General features: G+C 64.9%; 13 protein-coding genes and 1 pseudogene. 10 read left to right on the forward strand and 4 right to left on the reverse strand.

Going from position 1 to position 14720, the window contains the following annotated elements:
* Positions 1–1921, reverse strand: a pseudogene (locus ACR2J1_RS10975) (hypothetical protein); the annotation flags it as partial.
* Between the two features lie 211 nt (positions 1922–2132).
* Between ACR2J1_RS10975 and ACR2J1_RS10980 the strand changes: the two are divergent.
* Positions 2133–2570 carry a secondary thiamine-phosphate synthase enzyme YjbQ gene (locus ACR2J1_RS10980; RefSeq protein ID WP_434019365.1) on the forward strand — a complete coding sequence of 146 codons (438 nt, stop codon included), beginning with the start codon at positions 2133–2135 and terminating at the stop codon, positions 2568–2570.
* Here the strand turns inward: ACR2J1_RS10980 and pip are convergent.
* From pip to ACR2J1_RS10995, 3 genes are read right to left on the reverse strand one after another with little or no spacing between them, the layout of a single operon-like run.
* Complete coding sequence (pip, locus tag ACR2J1_RS10985; RefSeq protein WP_434019366.1) at positions 2567–3550, reverse strand: prolyl aminopeptidase; 984 nt, start codon at positions 3548–3550, stop codon at positions 2567–2569. The genes ACR2J1_RS10980 and pip overlap by 4 nt on opposite strands.
* Positions 3547–5412, reverse strand: coding sequence for a sodium:solute symporter family transporter (locus tag ACR2J1_RS10990; protein WP_434019367.1), 1866 nt, complete (start codon positions 5410–5412; stop codon positions 3547–3549). Before ACR2J1_RS10990 ends, pip begins: the two co-directional genes overlap by 4 nt.
* A gap of 5 nt (positions 5413–5417) precedes the next feature.
* On the reverse strand, positions 5418–5690 hold the full coding sequence (locus tag ACR2J1_RS10995; protein ID WP_434019368.1) for a DUF4212 domain-containing protein: 273 nt from the start codon (positions 5688–5690) through the stop codon (positions 5418–5420).
* Positions 5691–5818: 128 nt separating this feature from the next.
* Between ACR2J1_RS10995 and mscL the strand changes: the two genes are divergently transcribed.
* From mscL to ACR2J1_RS11040, 9 genes are all read left to right on the forward strand, one after another.
* On the forward strand, positions 5819–6241 hold the full coding sequence (gene mscL / locus ACR2J1_RS11000; RefSeq protein ID WP_434019369.1) for a large conductance mechanosensitive channel protein MscL: 423 nt from the start codon (positions 5819–5821) through the stop codon (positions 6239–6241).
* Between the two features lie 406 nt (positions 6242–6647).
* Entirely contained in the window at positions 6648–6998 is a 351-nt protein-coding gene (locus tag ACR2J1_RS11005) for a 2Fe-2S iron-sulfur cluster-binding protein (RefSeq protein ID WP_434019370.1), read from the forward strand.
* Between the two features lie 4 nt (positions 6999–7002).
* On the forward strand, positions 7003–8433 hold the full coding sequence (cysG, locus tag ACR2J1_RS11010; protein ID WP_434019371.1) for a siroheme synthase CysG: 1431 nt from the start codon (positions 7003–7005) through the stop codon (positions 8431–8433).
* Positions 8426–8719, forward strand: coding sequence for a DUF2849 domain-containing protein (locus tag ACR2J1_RS11015; RefSeq protein WP_434019372.1), 294 nt, complete (start codon positions 8426–8428; stop codon positions 8717–8719). Before cysG ends, ACR2J1_RS11015 begins: the two co-directional genes overlap by 8 nt.
* The gene (locus ACR2J1_RS11020) at positions 8706–10361 is read left to right on the forward strand and encodes a nitrite/sulfite reductase (protein WP_434019373.1); all 1656 of its coding nucleotides are present in this window, start codon (positions 8706–8708) and stop codon (positions 10359–10361) included. The genes ACR2J1_RS11015 and ACR2J1_RS11020 overlap by 14 nt, the downstream gene beginning before the upstream one ends.
* Positions 10348–11460: a phosphoadenylyl-sulfate reductase gene (locus ACR2J1_RS11025; protein WP_434019374.1), complete on the forward strand. Its 1113-nt coding sequence runs from the start codon at positions 10348–10350 to the stop codon at positions 11458–11460. Before ACR2J1_RS11020 ends, ACR2J1_RS11025 begins: the two co-directional genes overlap by 14 nt.
* Positions 11457–12362, forward strand: a complete 906-nt coding sequence (gene cysD, locus ACR2J1_RS11030) for a sulfate adenylyltransferase subunit CysD (RefSeq protein ID WP_434019375.1) — start codon at positions 11457–11459, stop codon at positions 12360–12362. Before ACR2J1_RS11025 ends, cysD begins: the two co-directional genes overlap by 4 nt.
* Positions 12362–13843, forward strand: coding sequence for a GTP-binding protein (locus ACR2J1_RS11035; protein ID WP_434019376.1), 1482 nt, complete (start codon positions 12362–12364; stop codon positions 13841–13843). The genes cysD and ACR2J1_RS11035 overlap by 1 nt, the downstream gene beginning before the upstream one ends.
* A gap of 65 nt (positions 13844–13908) precedes the next feature.
* The gene (locus tag ACR2J1_RS11040) at positions 13909–14703 is read left to right on the forward strand and encodes a sulfite exporter TauE/SafE family protein (RefSeq protein ID WP_434019377.1); all 795 of its coding nucleotides are present in this window, start codon (positions 13909–13911) and stop codon (positions 14701–14703) included.
* Positions 14704–14720 lie beyond the last annotated feature (17 nt).

The following is a 14720-nucleotide window of genomic DNA, read 5'->3' on the forward strand; positions in this document are numbered from 1 at the left end:
GGCCATAGGCGGCGGCCTGGGCGTACCATTTGAACGCCGCTGCGTAGTCGGTAACGCCACCTTCGCGGCCGCTCTCGCTGACGGCGAGATTGTGCATGGCCTTGACGTTCCCCTTCTCGGCCGCCGCGCCATACCAGGAGCGTGCCCGGCCGACGTCCTTCGTGACGCCCTGGCCGCGCTCACACATGGTCGCAAGGCGATACTGCGCCGGGGCAAGGCCGCTGGCGGCATGCCGACACTCTTCCGTTGTCGGCGGCGCGGCGTCGGGATCCGGTTTGGATTTCAGCCTGGCGTAAAGGAGCGCCGCGCTGAGAACGAGAAGGAGGGCGGCGATGACCATCAAGAGCGGGCGTGTCCGCCGTCCGGATGCGTCTGCGCCACTCAGCGTCGTCGTCGCACGAACTCTCTTCGACCGGCTGCCGCCCGCCCGCTCTTCCGCGTGCACCGAGGCCGCCTGTGCGGCGCGGCGTGCGGCGGCCACGAGATCGTCGGTTGAGTCCAGATCGAAATTCGTTGTCAGCCGCCCTTTGGCGGCCGTTTCGGGGGCATCGAGATCGACGGCGTCCTCATCCAGTTTCGCGCGCTTGGCGCGTCCGAACGCCGCTGGGGCCTCGCTGTCCTGGTAATCGGGGATGGCCGCGCCGAGCCGGCTCCTCAAGGAGCGGTCTTGCGGTAGGGCTGAGTCTGCGGGTGGGGACGCGTCTTTGGCTTGCTCAGGCGCTTTCGCGGATACCTCTTTGCGCGGTGCATCCTTTTCAGCACGCGCTTCTGGCACTTGCCGGGGCGCGCCGGCATTCGGCTGAGGGGCGCTCTCGCGGAGCCGGTCCGGAACGGGCATGCGCGAAGGACGCGCAAACGGCGACGGTCCCTTTTCGATCTGCTGCAGCAGCTCCTTCAAGGAGGCATGCACCGCCGCCAACGTGTCGGACAGGCGCTTCGTGGAGGCCCGGCTCTCGTCGCTGATCGTCGTAAGCTTGCCTTCGATGGCCTCGATGCGCTTGTCCGGCATCGGCTTCGCGGCCTCGGTTGCGACACGGCGGGCGGCCTCGGTCGCGGCTTTGTTTGCCGTCTCCTCGATTTGCCCCGGCATCGTGTCGTCCCGCTCGATCAGCTTCTGGAGCTGGCTCTCGATGCCGCCGAGGCGGCCGATCTGCACTTCGGCACGGCCAAGCTGTTGACCTATATCTGAAATTTGACGCTCGATATGCTCCAGACCTTCGCGCTGCGCGGGTCCGGCAAGCGCCCGGTCCAGCTGCGCCGAGATCTCTTCCATCTTCTTGTTGAGGGCTTCGATGGCCGTCGTGGGCATCGCCGTGCCGATCGATTGCTCCAGCCTTTGGGCAATATCGACGAGCCGCTTGTCGCGGCCGGTGTCGTAGCCCTCCGGAGAGAGAGTTTCCGAGGCAGGCGAGCTAAAATCCGGCTGCACGGACGGGAAGCTGAAAGGCGTGTCGTTGCAGCTCGGGCGCTGTGCCGCCTGCCAGAACGAAGCCACGGAGGGAGCGCGATGTGGCTCTGCGGCCGGGGTCTGCATATCCGGCTCCCCGCCGGCGCTGCTGCGGTAATGCTCGCCGGTCAAAACCTTGCCGAGGCGTTCGAAATCGTCGAGCGGAATATCGGTCTCATGCTCGAGCCGTCGCGCCAAGCTGCTGACCTGGTCGTGCAGGCGGTGCAGGGTGTCGGCACCCTCGGGCGTGCTGGTGGCGCGCGCGGCCTCGGTGGTGTGGGATAGCTGGTCGAGCCGTGAATGCAGCTCCTCCAGCGCCTCGCCATAGCGGCGCTCGCTCTCCTCGACGCGTTCGACGAGCCGGCGAAGCAGGCTTTCGACTGTGCGCTGGTCCATCGCACCGTCGCCATGAGGCATGCCGGTATCGCCGTGTTTCGCGGTGCCGCCGGGCTGCCAGCCTGCTTCCGAAGCCATCCCGTTCCCCATGGAAAAAGTACGCTAAAAAGGCTTGATTGCGGGACCGGACCGAACAAAAAACGCGGCGACGCGGTCAAACTCCACGGTGGCAAGGCCGAGTAAATTTTGCGTTAAGGTCCGCTCTGTAATGGGACGGGGAGCGGAGAGGGCGGAGTGCGCCAGATGAGACCGGAAACGATCAAAACGATGCGCAACGGGTCCCTCGATCATGGGTGATCTGGTTCAGGCGGCGCATGCGCTCACCGTCCCGACCAGGGGCAGGGGCTTCACCGAGATCACCAGCGGGATCGCCCGCTGGTTGGAGACCATCGCGGCGGAGGATGGGCTGCTGACTGTGTTCGTCAGTCACACCTCCGCCTCCCTCACCATTCAGGAGAATGCCGACCCCAATGTGCGGCTCGATCTGATGGACGCGCTGGAGGGCTTCGCGCCCGAAGATCGCGCCTATGCCCATGCCGAGGAGGGGCCGGACGACATGCCGAGCCACATCAAGGCCATGTTGACCTCCGTCAGCATCGGCATTCCCGTGAGCGGCGGCCGCATGGTGGTCGGCACCTGGCAGGGCGTGTTTCTCATCGAGCATCGCGACGCGCCGCAGCAGCGCAAGATCGCGCTGAGCTTTATCGGTCGCGTCGCCGAGGCCTAAGCCTGGGGAGCGTCCGCGAAACCGCGTGTCGCCGTGATCAGCTCCTGCACGATGCCGGGCTCGCTCATGGCGTGGCCCGCGTCGGCAACGACGCGGAGTTTCGCCTCCGGCCAGGCGCGCGCGAGGTCGAGGGCGATCTTCACTGGCGTCACGACATCGTAGCGCCCATGCACGATGATGCCGGGTATCGCGCGCAAGCGATGCGCGTCCTGTATGAGCTGATCGTCGGCGCGGAAAAATCCGCGATTGACGAAATAGTGGCTCTCGATGCGCGCGAACGCAAGCGCGTAGCCTTCCTCGGCGAAGTGCCGCACCCGCTGAAGGTCCGGCAGCAGCGAGATGGTCGTGCCCTCCCAGATGCTCCAGGCGCGTGCGGCCAGAAGCTGCGCCACGCGATCGGAACCGGTGAGCCGACGGTGATAGGCGGCGATCATGTCGCCGCGCTCGGTCCGCGGAATGACGCTGAGATATTCGGCGAACGCATCGGGAAAGAGCCAGCTACAGCCTTCCTGATAGAACCATTCGAGCTCGGAGCGCCTGAGCGTGAAGATGCCGCGAAGGATCAGCTCGCTGACGCGCTCAGGATGCGTCTCCGCGTAAGCGAGCCCGAGCGTCGAGCCCCAGGATCCCCCGAACACCTGCCAGCGTTCGATGCCGAGATGCTCACGCAGACGCTCGATATCGGCAACGAGATCCCAGGTGGTGTTCTCCTCCAGACAGGCATGCGGCGTCGAGCGTCCGCAGCCGCGCTGATCGAACAGCACGATTCGGTAGCGCTCGGGATCGTGATAACGCCGCATCAGCGGGTTGATGCCGCCGCCCGGGCCGCCATGCAGCAGCACCGCGGGTTTGCCGTCGGGATTGCCGCATTCCTCGTAATAAATTTCATGCAGATCGGAGACTTTCAGGCGGCCGCTGCGATAGGGCATGATTTCGGGATACAGCCCGAAGCCGTTCGCCGGCTTGGCATGATCGTTCATGGATGCGCCGTCCGTGCCGTTTCCGCGACCGCGGCTAGCGCGGCGCGCTGCTGCGCCCGGTCGTAGATGGTCTCGCCCATGGGATCGCGCATCTCCTCGAAATAGGCTTCCTCCGCTGCCGACGCCTCGGGTCCGAACAGGCTCATGCCCACGCCCGCGGCGAGCCCCACCACGACGCCGATCAGGCTCGCCATCAGCGTCGCGATCCCGCTCTGGTCCAAGCCGAACAGACTGCCGACGATGACATCGACCGCTACCACGCCGAAGCCCGTTCCCATCGCCGCCATCGCGCCGAGCGCGGTCGCGCGCTTCCACCAGATGCCGAGCACAAGCACCGGGAAGAAGGCGGCGGCCGCGAAGGCGAACGCGTCGAGCGCCGCGCGCAAAGGATCCGGGTCCGCGATGAGCACAAGCAGGATCGCGGCGACGGCGGTAGCCCCGAGCGCCGCCCATGCCGCCATCAGCCGCGGCAGCGCGGTCACGCGGCGGTCGATGAGGCGATAAAGATCCTCCGACAAACCGCCCGCCAGAGTGAAGAGATGCGAGGCCGCCGCCGCGAGCGCGATCCCCATGCCGCCCGCCGCAACGATCACGGTGCACACGAAAGGCAGCTCCGCCGCGATGGGAAGCGCGAGCGCCACCCCGTCGCGTGCAACCAGAAGCTCTCCCGCCGCGATGGCGCCGTCGCTATTCAGGTCGCGCGCGACGACGAGCCCTCTTTCGCTCAACGCACCGAGCCACGCCGGCAGCGCCGACGCCGATCCCTTGGCGATCCCGCCGAACAGCAACAGCTTGGCGAACGCGGCGATGGCCGGCGCGGTGATCACGAACAGCACCACGAACAGCACGCCCCAGGCCGTCGACTTCCGCTGATCGACCGCCGAGCTCGTCACACCGCTCCGCACCAGCAGGCTCGGCAGCGCCGCGGTTCCGAGTGCCACGCAAAGAAACACCACGATAAAGTCGGATGTGCTCAAGGCGCCGAACGCTTGCAGAAACAGCTTCGCGCTCGGCTGCGGCGCCGCGCCGGGAAACGGTTCCGCCACGCGGTCGGGCGTGCTCGGCGAGATGCCCATGCTCATTTCCGCTTGCGGCAGCGACGTCAGGCTCTCGCCATAGGTGAGTTGTGGCGCCGGGATATGGGTGAGCAGCACCGACACGATGATGAGCGGCACGGCAAGCCCGAGGGTGCCGATCAGGAATTCTGCGCTCCCGCTCCAGGTGAGCGTGCGCATGCCGCCGGCGATGGCGATGCCAGCGACGATAGCGACCATGACGAAGGTTAAGAGCGAGGAGGTGAGGGGAAGGAACATGGCCGCGATCATCGCCGCGATCTGGATCTCGGCCGCGAGCAACAGGCCGGTTGCCGGCAGCTGCAGCACGCTCGCCGCCATGCGCAACGGTCGCGAGCGGAAACGGTGGCCGAGAAAGCTCGGCAGCGTGTAGGCGCCGGCCTTGTGCAGATAGGGCGAGAACAGCACCGCCGCGATCAGCATGCCCGCGGCCCAGCCGAGCCCGATCGCGAGCGCGTCGAAGCCGAGAAAGAACACCGTCCCCGTATAGGCGAAGAAGCCGACGCCGCCGACGGCGGTCGCCGCCAGTACGAAGCCGTTATACACGGCGGGCACGCGCCTGCCGCACACAAAGAAATCCTCGACATCGCGCGTCCGCGCGCCCACCGCGATGAAGATGTAAAATGCGAGCGGGAGCAGCATCAGCCCGTAAGCGAGCCACATGTCGCCCCAACCGAGCTGCTCGAACATCGCAAGCATGATGACGAGCGATAGGAAGGCGCTCGTCACGATGCCGTAATAGGCGCCGAGATGCGGATTGGGCGTGCGCAGCCGCGAGGGGACGCTCATATCCGTCAAAACTCCGCGCTTTCGCTTCGCTCGGTGTCGATGCGCTGCTGCGCGCGCGCAAACCAGAAGGTCGCGGCGACGATGAAGATCAAGAGACCTTGAGCCAGCATATAAAAGCCGAGCGGGAAAAAGAGGAAGGGGTATTGATTTAGTTGCTGCGCCGCCAGAATGGTCATCACGACCGCCAGCAGCATAAGGACGAGAACCGCGATGGCGTAGAGCAGGGTTCGGATCTGATGGCGGTCCCGCGCGCTTTGCTCCGGTGCCTCACTCGCCAACACGCTCTCCTTTGCTCGCTTTTGCTCGTCGGCTATCAACGCGCAACTACCGGGAAGATCCTGCCGCATCCATGGTGTTCAAAGGTGGCGGGGGAGTGACGGACAAACCTGTCTGAGGAGGAGGCGTCATGCTGCAAGAGTTCAAGGAATTCGCACTGCGCGGAAACGTCGTCGACATGGCGGTCGGCATCATGATTGGCGCGGCATTCTCGACCATCGTGAAGTCCCTCGTCGATGACATCATCATGCCTCCTGTCGGCGTGCTCGCCGGCGGCGTCGACTTTTCCAACCTGTTCGTTGCGCTGAAGGGTGGCGATTATCAGTCTCTGGCGCAGGCGAGAGAGGCGGGTGCGCCGACCCTCAACATCGGCGTTTTTATAAATAATGTCATCAGCTTCCTGATCGTGGCCTTCGTGCTGTTCATGGTCATCAAGGCCATGAACACCCTTCGCCGAAGACAGGAAGAAGCCCCTGCCACCGAGCCCCCGCCGTCCCGCGAAGTGCAGCTTCTGGAGGACATCAGGAACGCACTGGTGAAGCGCGAGCCCTGAATCTGCCCCGCGGCGCCCGTTTTCGGCGCGGTTAGAGGGCGCGCGCGTGAAATAAGTTTGCGCGCAAGGCCGCATAGGCCATTGCCGCTTTCCTTCATTTCGCGCATACGCAAAATAATTCCTGCAAGTACGGCCGGTTGGAACAATTTTGCTGCCTTTCGCGCCAATCTGCTTTCAGGGGGTATGATTTTTCAGTAATCTGCCCCACTTTAAGGGGGAAGCGACTTATCCATCGGGCGCGTGATGCAGGCCGATCCGGCTGTCATTGATCTATGGGTGCAGTGCAAGGGCTGCGGACATGAGTGTCGCGCCGCTCATGCTGCTGCGCTGATATTTGAAAATCCAATACCTTTGCGCGACACGGACCTCGTCGTTAGAGCTGCGGCGCGGGTGAAGGTGCTCTGCCATGCGACTTAACGTGAGACTTCCCGATGGCACGGCGCATCAGCTCGATGCGCTCGACGGCTGGCGCGTGATGGAAGTCGTTCGCGACTGGGGTCTGCCCATCAAGGCCGAATGCGGCGGCGCGTGCGCCTGCGCAACCTGCCATGTCTGGGTCGACCCCGAATGGATTGCTAAGCTCGTGCCGCCCAGCGACGAAGAGCTGGAAATGCTGGATGGAGCCTTTCAGGTCGATGAGCGATCGCGCCTCTGCTGCCAGATCATCATGTCTGAAGCGCTGGATGGGCTCGCGCTTGAGCTCGCTCCGGAAAGTCTTGCGGACGTTCCGTCCGAACGCGTTGCCGTTGGAGGCTAGCACCATGCGCAGCTTCCCCATCTTTGTCAGTTTCGAAGGCAAGCCGCCGCTGGTGGTTGGCGGGAGCGAGCTTGCGGCCATCAAGGCGCGGCTGCTGTTGAAGCGCGCGCCTGTTGTCGACATCGCCGCCGCCGACATGGTGGCGGAGCTCAAGAGCCTTGCCGAGGCGGGCCTCGTCGTCCTCCTGCCGCCGCGCCCTGGCATCGATCAATTGCGCGGCCGACCCCTCGTCATTTCCGCGACCGAGGATGCCGAGGAGGACACGCGCGTCTCAGCTATGGCCCGTGCGCTCGGCGTGCCGGTCAACGTCCCTGACCAGCCGGACCTCTGCAGCTTTGCGCTTCCCGCAATTGTCGACCGTGGCGACGTGATGGTCGCCATCGGCACCTCGGCGGCGGCACCGGTTCTCGCCCAGCGTCTCCGCGCCTGGCTTGAGCGGGAGTTGCATCCGCGTCTCGATTCCCTCGCCAAGTTTGCCGCCGAATACCGCGCCCCTGTCGCGAGCAGAGTGCCCGCCGGCCCGACCCGCCGCCGCTTCTGGGAGCGGGTCTTCGACGGCAAACCCGCCAAGGCGGTTCTCGCGGGTAATGAGCCCGAGGCCCACCGGCTGATCGGCGAGGCGATCGAGGAAGCGGCGCTCGCTCTGCCGCAGGAAGGCCGCGTGCTTCTGGTCGGTGGCGGCCCGGGCGACCCTGACCTTCTCACCATGAAGGCGGTACGCGCGCTGAAAGCCGCCGATGTCATTTTCTACGATCGCCTGGTCGGCGCCGGCGTGTTGGAGCTTGCCCGCCGCGAGGCGGTCATGATCTCCGTCGGCAAGGCCAAGGGCGAGCACAGCGTGCCGCAGGAAAAGATCAACGCGCTGATGATCGAGCGCGCGCAAGCCGGCGAGACCGTAGTGCGGCTCAAGGGCGGCGACCCGCTGATCTTCGGCCGCGGCGGCGAGGAGCTTGACGCCTTGCGCGCAGCAGGAATTGCCGTCGAGATTATCCCCGGCATCACCGCCGGCCTTGCCGCTGCCGCGAGCCTCCAGATTCCGCTGACCCATCGCGACGTGTCGCACACCGTCACTTTCGTTTCAGGCCACGGCCTCGGCGGCACCGAGCCCGATTTCGATCACCTCGATCTTGCCGCCCTTGCCGGTGGCCAGAACACGCTTCTTGTCTATATGGGTGTGACCACCGCTGGCGACGTTGCGCGCAAATTGCTCGACGCCGGTTGGAAAGCGACCCTGCCGGTCATCGCCGTCGAGAATGCGAGCCGCGACAATGAGCGCCGCATCTCCACGACCCTCACCGAGCTTGCTGAGCATCCCGAGGAGCTTGGCCTGACGAGCCCGGCCGTTCTCATCTTCGGCGAGGTCGCCGGCCTTGCCGCCGCGGGCGTCGTCGAGGACATCCTGTCGCTGCGGGAGGTGAGGCGTGTCTATGCCTAACGTCGTCACCGCCAATCGCCTCGTCGACGGCATCGTCGTCTATCTCACCCCCGATGGCAGCTGGACGGAGCAGATCGCCGCTGCGCGCATGGCTGAGACCGAGGACGAGACCAAGGCGCTCGAGGCCGAGGCTGCGCGGGCCGTGGCCGAGCGCATTGTCGTCGCCGCCTATCCGATGCCGGTCGAAATCAAGGACGGCGCGGTCGATCCGCTTTCCGTGCGCGAGCGCATCCGTGCCGCTCACCGCACGACGCTGACAAAGGACTGGTACGATGTACCGCTATGATGAGTTCGATCATGCCTTCGTGCATGAGCGCGTGGACCAGTTCCGCGATCAAGTCGAGCGCCGGCTAGAAGGCAAGCTCACCGAGGATGAGTTCCGGCCTCTGCGCTTGCGCAACGGTCTGTATCTCCAGTTGCACGCCTACATGCTGCGCATCGCCGTGCCCTATGGCGTGCTCTCGCCGCGTCAGCTTCGCCAGCTCGCCATGATCGGCCGCCGCTGGGATCGCGCCTACGGCCACTTCACCACGCGGCAGAATCTTCAGTTCAATTGGGTAAAGCTTGTCGACGTGCCCGCGATCCTGAACGCGCTTGCCGAAGTCGAGATGCATTGCATCCAGACGAGCGGCAATTGCGTGCGCAACGTCACCGCCGACCCCTTTGCCGGCGCCGCCAATGACGAGCTCGAGGACCCGCGCCCCTGGTGCGAGATCTTGCGGCAATGGTCGACGCTGCATCCTGAGTTCAGCTGGCTGCCGCGCAAGTTCAAGATCGCGGTCTCCGGCGCCGCCGAGGACCGGGCGGCCATTGCGTTTCACGATATCGGGCTGAAGATCGTGCGTGGCCCCGACGGCAAGAACGGTTTCCGCGTTCTCGTCGGCGGTGGCATGGGACGCACGCCCTATGTCGGGCAGGAGATCCGCTCCTTCCTCCCGAAGGAGCATCTCCTCTCCTACATCGAGTCGATCTTGCGCGTGTACAATCTGCATGGCCGCCGCGACAACATTCACAAGGCGCGCATCAAGATCCTCGTCAATCAGCTCGGTATCGACAAATTCCGTGAGGACGTGGAAGCCGATTGGGAGGCGACCCATAAAGACGCCATTGACCTGCCGCAGGACGAGTATCGGCGCATCATGTCCTATTTCACCCCGCCCGATCTTTCCCCGCGTCCGATCCGCGACGAGGGCGTCGAGCAGCGCCGCATCACCGATCCGATTTTCGCCAACTGGCTGAAGCACAATGTCCGCGCCCATCGCGTGCCGGGCTATGTCAGCGTGATCATCTCGCTGAAGGAGCCGGGACGCACGCCTGGCGACGCCAGCTCCGACCAGATGGATTTCGTTGCTGATCTCGCCGAGCGCTACAGCCGGAACGAGGCGCGGGTGAATTACACCCAGAACCTCATCCTCCCGCACGTCGCCCGCTCCGACGTCATTGCCGTCTATGAGGAACTGACGGCCGAAGAGCTTGCCACCGGCAACAACGAGCTCCTGGGCGATATGATCTGCTGCCCGGGGCTGGATTACTGCAACCTCGCCAACGCGCGTTCGATCCCCATCGCCAAGGAGATCGCCAAGCGTTTCGAGGATCCCGTAAGGCAGGAGCTGATCGGTCCCCTGCGCCTGAATATGTCCGGCTGCATCAATGCCTGCGGCCATCACCATTCCGGTAATATCGGGATCTTGGGCGTCGACAAGAAGGGCACCGAGCTTTACCAGATCTCCCTCGGCGGAAGCCCCAAAGACGACGCTGCGGTCGGAACCATCATCGGCCCAGGCTTCCGCGCGGAAGCCGTGCCGCAAGCGATCGATACGATCATCGAGACCTATCTCGCCAACCGCAACGAGGGTGAGGACTTTCTCGGCACGTGGCGCAGGCTGGGTGCGGCGCCATTCAAGGAGGCCCTGTATGGCGCTGCTTGATCTTCAGACCGGGACGCTCCTCGACAGGAGGGATGGGCCGGCCGTGCTGCTCGATCCGACCGCGGATGCGGCCGCGCTCGCGGCTGCGGCTGCCACCGGCGGCATTGTCGGTATTCATTTTCCAAGCTTCGGCGACGGCCGCGGTCACTCGCTTGCCGTCCTGCTGCGCGAGCGGCATGGCTTCAAGGGCGAGATCAGGGCGGTCGGTTACCTCATTCCGGACCTCGCGCCGTTCCTGCTGCGATCCGGCTTCGATACCGCCGAGATCACCGATGCGAATGATGTCGGCACGTGGCAGCGCGCGCTGACGCGCATCAAGCACATCTATCAGCCCGGCTTCCGCAATCCTGCACCGCTTCGCCGCGATGCGTCGCGGAAAGAAGCGAGCGACCTCGATGCCCGTCTCGCCGAGATCGACGATCTCGCGTTCCGTATCGCGGAACTGCGCCGCAGCGTGAAGGGGCGCATCTCGTTCTCGACGAGCCTCGGTCTGGAAGATCAGGCGATCCTCCATGCCATCGCCGAGTCCGGCGCAGACATTGACTTCTTCACGCTCGATACCGGCCGTCTCTTCCCGGAGGTGCTGGAGACGGTCGAGCTGTCAGAGATCCGCTATCGTCTGCGCATTCGTCTCGTCTCGCCGGACGCCGCCGAGATCGAGGCGCTTGTCGCCCGCGATGGCGTGTTCGGCTTCCGCCAGTCGGTGGAGAACCGGCTCGGCTGCTGCGAGGTGCGTAAGGTCCGCCCCTTGAACCGCGAGCTTGCGGGTGCCGCCGGGTGGATCACCGGCGTCCGCCGCGAGCACTCCGACACGAGGGCAGAGGTGCCGTTCGCGACCTGGGATGCGGCGCGCGCGCTGACCAAGATCAACCCCGTCGCGGACTGGTCGACGGCGCGGCTCACCGCATACATTTCTGCACATAATATCCCCGTAAATCCCCTCCATTCCCGCGGATTTATCTCTATTGGCTGCGCGCCTTGCACGCGCGCGGTGCAACCGGGCGAAGACCCACGCGCGGGCCGTTGGTGGTGGGAGAACGAGGACAAGAAGGAGTGCGGCCTGCATATGAATCCGCACCGGGAAGGCAAGGCCGCATGACCGCGCTCACCGCCCATCTCAAGCTGTTAGAGGCTGAAAGCATTCACATTTTCCGTGAGGCGGCGGCCCAGTTCCGCGCGCCCGTGCTGCTCTATTCGATCGGCAAGGACTCGACCGTCCTCCTGCACCTCGCCCGCAAGGCGTTCTGGCCGTCGAAGCCGCCATTCCCGCTACTCCACGTCGACACCACCTGGAAATTCCGCGAGATGATCGAGTTTCGCGACCGCACCGCGAAGGAGTTCGGGCTCGACCTGATCGTGCACACCAACCACGAAGGTTTAGCCCGCGGCATCAACCCCTTCGACCATCCGCCGTCAGTCTATACCGACGTGATGAAGACCCAGGCGCTGCGCCAGGCACTCGATGCCGGCGGTTTCGATGCGGCCTTTGGCGGCGCGCGCCGCGACGAAGAGGCCTCGCGTGCCAAGGAGCGTGTGTTCTCCTTCCGCGCCGCAGGCCATCGCTGGGACCCGCGGCGGCAGCGCCCCGAGATGTGGCAGCTACTGAACGGCCGCCTCGGCAAGGGCGAGTCGGTCCGCGTGTTCCCGCTGTCGAATTGGACCGAGGGCGATGTCTGGCGCTACATCGCGCTTGAGAAGCTCGACGTCGTCCCGCTTTATTTCGCCAGGGAACGCCCCACCGTCGTGCGGGACGGCCAGATTATCATGGTCGATGACGACCGCATGCAGTTCGAGCCGGGTGAGACGCCAGAAATGCGCAAGGTGCGTTTCCGCACGCTCGGCTGCTGGCCGCTGACCGCCGCCATCGAATCGGATGCAACCGATCTTGACGCGGTGATAGCGGAGACGTTGGCCGCGAAAGTTTCGGAGCGCTCGGGGCGCTTGATCGATCACGACCAGGCCGGCGCCATGGAGATGAAAAAGCGTGAGGGGTATTTCTGATGACCTTGGCGGCGTTGACGGAAGAGACCGTTCTTGACCCAGGAAGCACGCCGTCCTCGCACTCCGGCGCGATCGTGCGTCTGCTCACCTGCGGTTCGGTGGACGACGGCAAGTCGACCCTAATCGGCCGGTTGCTGTGGGACGCCTCCATCATCAGCGACGATCAGCGCGCCGCGGTCGTGAGCGCATCGCAGAATCGCGCGGTCAACGGTGAGAAGGTCGACTTTAGCCTGCTGCTCGACGGCCTTCAGGCCGAGCGCGAGCAAGGCATCACCATCGACATTGCCTGGCGCTATTTCGAGACCGCCGACCGGCGCTTCATGATCATCGACTCGCCGGGTCACGAGCAATACACCCGCAACATGGCGACCGGCGCCAGTCACGCCGACATCGCCATTCTCCTCGTCGACGCCCGCCACGGCGCCAAGCGCCAGACGCGCCGCCACGCCGCGATCTGCGACCTTGTCGGTATCAAGAAGGTGGTGCTCGCGGTCAACAAAATGGATTTGATCGACTGGTCGGAGGAGACTTTCCGCGCCATCGAGACCAACTTCCTCAAAATGGCGAAAGGCTTCGGCTTCACGGAGATCGTCGCCATTCCGCTCGCCGCGGTGACGGGCGACAATGTCGCGCGCGGCTCCGCGCACATGGATTGGTACGACGGTCCTTCGCTGCTGGAATATTTGGAGGACGTCGATCCCGAGATCGAGGTCGAGGGCGCGCCGTTCCGCATGCCGGTGCAGCTTGTGATCCGCGACGCCGGCGATTTTCGCGGATATGCCGGAAGCGTGGCGTCCGGCGAAATTCGCGTCGGCGAGCGCATTGTCGATGCACGCAGCGGCCTCGGCGCCGTGTTGCGCCGCATCTCCACCATGGACGGCGATCTTCCGGCCGCGGGGAAGGGGGATGCCGTAACCCTCGTTCTTGATACCGACCTCGACATTTCGCGCGGTGCCGTGCTGTCGGAAGCCGCACGCCGGCCCATTACTGCCGATGTCATCGAGGCGCGCCTCGTTTGGCTTGGCGATACGCCGTTCGATCCCGAGATGGGCTATTTGCTGCGGACTGCCACCGACCTTTCGCCGGTGACGAGCATGAGCGTCTCAGCGCTGGTTGATTTCGAGACCCTTGCCGCCACTCCCGCGCATGCTTGCGGCGTCAATGACATTGCGGACTGCCGCATCCTGCTCGGCCGCTCGACCGCGCTCGATCTCTTCGCCGATCTGCCGCTCACCGGCAACTTCGTTCTCGTCAACGCCATCGACGGCGCGACGGTGGCCGGCGGCATCATCACCTGGGCGCAGTCAGGCGCACCCTCGGTGGGAGATAATGTCCTCGTCCTCGACCGCGCGTTGCTCGCCCGCGGGTTGTGCTCCGACCTCGGCGATTCTCCCGCCGACCGCGCTGAATTTCACCGGCGCGCGCAAGAGACGGCAATTCTGCTACGCTCGGTCGGTGTTCCTGTTCTAATCGAGATTTGAGCGGCAACAATTAAGATGCCCGAACGGGGCACGATCTCGCCAAGCGAAGGGGGAGGCTCTTAGCAATGGTTGACCTCGGCTGGGTAGCAGCTTTGCTGCCGCTCATAGCGGCTGGCTTCGGCGTCGGCTTCCTCATCGGCATGACCGGCGTCGGCGGCGGCGCGCTGATGACGCCCTTGCTGATCTCAACCTTCGGCGTCAGCCCGCAAGTCGCGGTCGGCACCGATCTGCTCTACGCGGCGGTGACGAAGACCGTCGGCGGCTGGCGGCATCACGTCGCCGACCACGTCGAATGGCCCGTCGTATTGCGGCTTGCCGCGGGAAGCATCCCGGCCTCGATTCTGCTCTTGGCCGCGATGGCTTTCCTGCCGCTCAACACCGTCGCGCTCGCGCATTGGATTCGCTATGGCCTCGCCTTCGCGCTGCCCATCAGTGCGCTCGCCATCGTGCTCTACCCGGTTCTCATCCAGACGCCGGAGCGAACCGCCTACGGCAAGATGCCGCTGCGCACGTTTCCGACCGTGTCATTTGGGGTGGTCCTGGGTCTTCTCGTCACGCTCACCTCTGTCGGCGCCGGCGCGATCGGCGTGGTGGTGCTGGCGACGCTCTTTCCTCTTTTGCCCGCAAAGCGCATCGTCGGCACCGATATCGCCCATGCCGTGCCGCTGACCTTTGTCGGCGGCTTTGGCCATCTCGGCCTCGGCCATGTCGAGTTCGGCCTGCTGCTGGCGCTGCTTTGCGGGTCGATCCCGGGCATCCTGCTCGGCACGCGGCTCGCCGGCGTTGCCCCGGAATGGCTGTTAAGGCCGATCCTTGCCATAACACTCTGCTACGCTGCCTATTCGCTCTTCAATCGCTGAGCACGGGCGCTGCTTGA

Source organism: Methyloceanibacter sp., from assembly GCF_050999895.1.
Lineage (GTDB): Bacteria > Pseudomonadota > Alphaproteobacteria > Rhizobiales > Methyloligellaceae > Methyloceanibacter.

Coding starts and splice junctions, on each gene's coding strand:
- ACR2J1_RS11005 (WP_434019370.1), top strand. CDS start 6,648: ATGCGACTTAACGTGAGACTTCCCGATGGCACGGCGCATCAGCTCGAT.
- cysD (WP_434019375.1), top strand. CDS start 11,457: ATGACCGCGCTCACCGCCCATCTCAAGCTGTTAGAGGCTGAAAGCATT.
- ACR2J1_RS11040 (WP_434019377.1), top strand. CDS start 13,909: ATGGTTGACCTCGGCTGGGTAGCAGCTTTGCTGCCGCTCATAGCGGCT.
- ACR2J1_RS10990 (WP_434019367.1), bottom strand. CDS start 5,412: ATGAGCGTCCCCTCGCGGCTGCGCACGCCCAATCCGCATCTCGGCGCC.
- cysG (WP_434019371.1), top strand. CDS start 7,003: ATGCGCAGCTTCCCCATCTTTGTCAGTTTCGAAGGCAAGCCGCCGCTG.
- ACR2J1_RS10980 (WP_434019365.1), top strand. CDS start 2,133: ATGGGTGATCTGGTTCAGGCGGCGCATGCGCTCACCGTCCCGACCAGG.
- pip (WP_434019366.1), bottom strand. CDS start 3,550: ATGAACGATCATGCCAAGCCGGCGAACGGCTTCGGGCTGTATCCCGAA.
- ACR2J1_RS11035 (WP_434019376.1), top strand. CDS start 12,362: ATGACCTTGGCGGCGTTGACGGAAGAGACCGTTCTTGACCCAGGAAGC.
- ACR2J1_RS11015 (WP_434019372.1), top strand. CDS start 8,426: ATGCCTAACGTCGTCACCGCCAATCGCCTCGTCGACGGCATCGTCGTC.
- ACR2J1_RS11020 (WP_434019373.1), top strand. CDS start 8,706: ATGTACCGCTATGATGAGTTCGATCATGCCTTCGTGCATGAGCGCGTG.
- mscL (WP_434019369.1), top strand. CDS start 5,819: ATGCTGCAAGAGTTCAAGGAATTCGCACTGCGCGGAAACGTCGTCGAC.
- ACR2J1_RS11025 (WP_434019374.1), top strand. CDS start 10,348: ATGGCGCTGCTTGATCTTCAGACCGGGACGCTCCTCGACAGGAGGGAT.